Source organism: Arthrobacter sp. TMS2-4 (genome assembly GCF_054511075.1).
In genome coordinates, this window is record NZ_JBTNDI010000032.1 from 1 (window position 1) to 4,052 (window position 4,052).

Annotated in this window: 7 protein-coding genes; 4 read left to right on the plus strand and 3 right to left on the minus strand. The window is 61.1% G+C overall.

Annotation, left to right across the window (positions count from 1 at the left end):
- On the plus strand, positions 1–188 hold a 188-nt coding region (locus tag ACX80F_RS16870; protein ID WP_459337542.1), incomplete at its 5' end, for a hypothetical protein.
- Here ACX80F_RS16870 and ACX80F_RS16875 read toward each other — a convergent pair.
- Both ACX80F_RS16875 and ACX80F_RS16880 read right to left on the minus strand, forming a co-directional pair.
- Complete coding sequence (locus ACX80F_RS16875) at positions 108–410, minus strand: site-specific integrase (RefSeq protein WP_459337539.1); 303 nt, start codon at positions 408–410, stop codon at positions 108–110. The genes ACX80F_RS16870 and ACX80F_RS16875 overlap by 81 nt on opposite strands.
- A 317-nt stretch (positions 411–727) precedes the next feature.
- Positions 728–1,126: a heavy metal-responsive transcriptional regulator gene (locus tag ACX80F_RS16880; RefSeq protein WP_090588539.1), complete on the minus strand. Its 399-nt coding sequence runs from the start codon at positions 1,124–1,126 to the stop codon at positions 728–730.
- A 55-nt stretch (positions 1,127–1,181) separates the two neighbouring features.
- Between ACX80F_RS16880 and ACX80F_RS16885 the strand changes: the two genes are divergently transcribed.
- The 3 genes from ACX80F_RS16885 to ACX80F_RS16895 all read left to right on the plus strand — a co-directional run bounded on the left by ACX80F_RS16885 (position 1,182) and on the right by ACX80F_RS16895 (position 3,197).
- Positions 1,182–1,475, plus strand: coding sequence for a thioredoxin family protein (locus ACX80F_RS16885; RefSeq protein WP_090588537.1), 294 nt, complete (start codon positions 1,182–1,184; stop codon positions 1,473–1,475).
- 105 nt (positions 1,476–1,580) lie between these two features.
- Positions 1,581–2,933 carry a dihydrolipoyl dehydrogenase family protein gene (locus ACX80F_RS16890; RefSeq protein WP_090588536.1) on the plus strand — a complete coding sequence of 451 codons (1,353 nt, stop codon included), beginning with the start codon at positions 1,581–1,583 and terminating at the stop codon, positions 2,931–2,933.
- A 90-nt stretch (positions 2,934–3,023) separates the two neighbouring features.
- On the plus strand, positions 3,024–3,197 hold the full coding sequence (locus ACX80F_RS16895; protein ID WP_459337540.1) for a hypothetical protein: 174 nt from the start codon (positions 3,024–3,026) through the stop codon (positions 3,195–3,197).
- A gap of 141 nt (positions 3,198–3,338) precedes the next feature.
- Here ACX80F_RS16895 and ACX80F_RS16900 read toward each other — a convergent pair whose 3' ends face one another.
- Positions 3,339–3,644 (minus strand): hypothetical protein, encoded by a 306-nt coding sequence (locus tag ACX80F_RS16900; protein ID WP_459337541.1) that lies wholly within the window; start codon positions 3,642–3,644, stop codon positions 3,339–3,341.
- Positions 3,645–4,052 lie beyond the last annotated feature (408 nt).

Sequence of the window (4,052 nt, forward strand, 5' to 3'; positions counted from 1 at the left end):
CGATGTCCCGCCAGCGGAGTTCGAGCAGGCGTTCTATGCTGGCCAAACCAACCGCCATCAGCTGGTGGGAATCACATAACGGAAGTCTCCATCAAACCCAGAGCGGTTCAGGGAGCGGCAGTCTGCAGATGCAGTTTGTATCTGAGCAAATCGAGCAGCGTCAGATTCCGCCAGTCCACACCTTCTGAAGACGCCCACGTGAGGAAAACCGCCAACTTCGTCTGATATGACCGTTGAGTGTTGATAGATCGGCCCGCCTGGCTCAACCACAGTGAGTAGAGTCTGCTTTCCTCAGACACCGTGAAGTCGGCGTCTACGACGACGTAGACCCGTTCTCCCGTAGAAAGAGGGACTTCAACCGCGCTGAAAGTGGTCACGAGGCCTGACCCTACCCCGCAGCCGATTGACATCAATCCAACGCAAACAAATTGAGTGGGCTAACTCCACCAAAATCGATCCAAACGCGCCAGAAGTCACTCAATGACAAGGTAGAAGCAACGTAACATTGGGTCGGTCATACTCGCCTCGGGAGGCGAAGAGCGATCCATAATCCACATCGTCGGCAGATGTAGGCGGCTCCATCCTCCACCGCGTGCAGCTTTGTCAGGGCTAGGTCACGTCCGCAGCATGAACAGGTTGCGGTAGCCCCATCGGGCTTGCTGGCTGCGGTCATATGTCAGTTTAGGAGTGCGCACCCGGCGCCGGGTATCTGCTTGCTCTGGGGTGCTTACTTGGTGGTGAGGATGTGGCAGATCTCTGCTGGCCCACAATCTGCTGGGTCCAGGGTGCGGCTGGTTTCGATGAGTTCCTCGAGCTCGCGTGCCAGAATGGCGAGTTCTTGTTGGCGTGTCCGGACCTCGGCAAGTTTCTGTTCGAGGACGAGTGATACGTGGGTGCAGGGTGTCTGGCCTGCATCGCGAAGGTTGAGGACCTGGGCGATTTCAGTCAGGGCAAGGCCTGCGCTTTGCGCTGCGCGAATGAACCGTAAGCGATCGACAGTTGCGCTGTCGTACGTCCGGTAGCCGTTAGCGGTCCGGTCAGGCGCGGGCAGTAGGCCCTGTCGCTCGTAGAAGCGGATGGTTTGATTGTCCACGCCCGTGGCGGCAGACACTTCTCCGATCAGCATGGTCCAATTCTAGCCCTTGACCTTATACCCGACTGCAAGGTTTACCGTGGGGTGCATGGACATCACCTTGCAGTACTTTGATGGTTGCCCGAACTGGACGGTCGCAGACGAGCGGCTGCGCATCCTTGCTGAGGAACGCCCCGACATCGTGCTCGAATATCAGCTCATCGAGTCGGTGGAAGCCGCCGAACGGGTAGGCTTCCACGGCTCTCCTACCGTCCTCATTAACGGCGTCGACGCGTTTGGTGATGACTCCACGCAGGTCGGCCTGGCCTGCCGCAGGTATATGACCGATGACGGGCCGGCGGGCGCGCCGAGCCTGGCCCAGCTCAGGAGCGCCGTCGGATGACTGCCCGCTCTGTCCATTGCACGGCGAAGCCCACGATGGACTGGCATCCACGCTGCGCCAGTTGAGAGAACAACGTTCCCACTGACTCACGAAGGAGTTTCCTTGATGACTGATACCTATGACCTGCTGGTAATCGGGGCGGGAATGGCCGGGGTTGCCGCCGCGACGAAAACCGCGTCCAAGGGCTGGCGGGTCGGAATCGTCGACGCGCTTCCCTACGGTGGGACATGCGCCCTGCGCGGTTGTGATCCCAAGAAGATCCTGCGCCGCGGCGCCGAAGTAATCGACGCCGCCCGGCTCATGGGCGGCAAAGGCATCGACAGCAATGGGCTCTCCATCAACTGGGAAGACCTGATGAAGCACAAGCACGGTTTCACGGACCCCGTTCCACACAATATGGAACAGGACCTCCGAGCCCATGGAGTGGAAACCCTGCATGGTCCGACAACCTTCACCGGGCCCACCCAGGTCGACATCGCAGACAAACCGTACGAGGCATCCAAAATCCTGATAGCGACGGGGGCAGTGCCGCGGCCGCTTGATTTCCCAGGACACGAGCATCTGATCGATAGCAGCGACTTCCTGAACCTGGAGACACTTCCTCGCCGGATCGTGTTCCTCGGCGGCGGCTTCATCTCCTTCGAATTCGCTCACATCGCTGCCCGGGCCGGAAGCACACCGATCATCCTCGATCGGGGAGCCAGGCCCCTGAAGGCGTTTGACGCCGACCTTGTCGACCTCCTGGTCAAGCGCGGATCAGACGCGGGCGTCGACGTGCGACGCCGCACCAGCATCACGTCTATCACCAAGTCCAGCAGCGGATACACCATCCACACCGACACCGCCGGCACCCCGGACTCGATCCAGGCGGACCTCATCGTCCACGGTGCCGGTAGAGTCGCTGAACTATCCAGGCTGGACCTGGACGCAGGTCAGGTGGCGCACGGCAGCCATGGTGTGGAAGTGGCCGGGCACCTGCAAAGCACCACGAACCCCGCCGTCTATGCTGCCGGGGACGCAGCGGACACCGCCGGACCACCGTTGACCCCCGTAGCGGTCATCGAGGCGAAGGTTGCCGCCTCAAACATGCTGAAGTCCGCCACGACAGTACCGGATTACGCTGCAACGCCAACGGCTGTCTTCACCGTCCCCGAACTCGTCCGGGTAGGCATGCTCGAGCAGGAAGCTCAGAGCAATGGCTTGAACATCGACGTCCGCTATACCGACACCAGTGGCTGGTACTCGAACTACCGGATCGGTGAAACCGCCGGAGCCACCAAAATACTGGTCGACAAGGACACCGATCTCATCGTCGGTGCCCACCTCTTCGGACATGGCTACGCCGAGCTAGCGAACACCATCAGCGTCGCCATGAAACACGGCCTGACAACCCGGCAACTGAAATCAACCACCGCTGTCTACCCATCAACCGGCTCCGACCTGGGCTCAATACTCTAACTGCCCCTGCCAAGAGACCAGCAACGGCGCGTTTGACCGGTTGAGAGAACCATCGTTACTCACTTGAACGGGAGGCACTGAGAATCGGGGGTGAACCTGATCGATTCTCATGAAACAAGCACCATAAACTGCACTGAAGATAACCGGGGCCAATGGCGGGTAGAACGCATCAAGCTCGAGGAGTACATCACCGCCGCTTACGCCAGGGCCCGCACCGACATCGCCCGAGGCGCGGTCGATCCCGGTGACGGGACAGTGGAGTGACCCGACATCGGGCATGGGTCGTGGCGGGCCTGGTCGTCGCGGTCCTGGCCGGTGTCGTGGTGGCACTGCTGCAGATGAGCGGAGTCATTGAGACCCCGCGCACTTGGTGTGTGACATTTCTGCCCGCCGCGCAGAATGCGACTAAGCGGTGCCGCCTGCCGCCTCATCGCCGGCCCTTGTCCGTTCGGGCGTGACCGCGCTCAGCCATACCCAGCCCTCCCGCTGAATCATGATGACCGGTTCGAGGAACCGGATCTTCACCGCGGTCCGCGTGTACGCGACCGCCAGAGCCTGCACGCGGAACGCTTTCGAGGGGTAGCGGACCCACGCATACACCCGGCGCGGTTCCGGGAAGTCCGTGGGCCGGGTGTTCTCGACGTCCGGCTCGGCCGCCGTGAGCATCATCAACTCCTCGCGCATGACGAACTCCTCGATCCGCTCATCCATTTGCCGGGCGTAGAAGGCGGCATACCGTTTGCTCTGGCCCACCCTGCGGACAGTACGAGGCTGCACCGACAACCGAGGGCTTGTTCGCCCCAATAGTTCCTTTAGAACCAATGCCACTATTAGCGATCATGGGAACATCCATTTGATGGTTCTCGTCTCACCGTGCTCGTGGAGGCTGTGCACGGCCACCGCTCGCTCGGGGTGAGCTACCGTGTCGGTGACGTGGTGGTTGTGTGCGGGCGGTCAGGCTGGTTCCTGCTGTCCATATGTGTGCGGGACAAGCAGCGGAGCGTGGGGAGCTTGTGCCGTGCCCCTGACGCTCCTATAAGTGTCAACAGCATTAGGGGAGGCTGTGGTCAGAGTCCGCTGGTGCCCTACGGATGCGGTTTGACCTCGGCGTTGAACCGC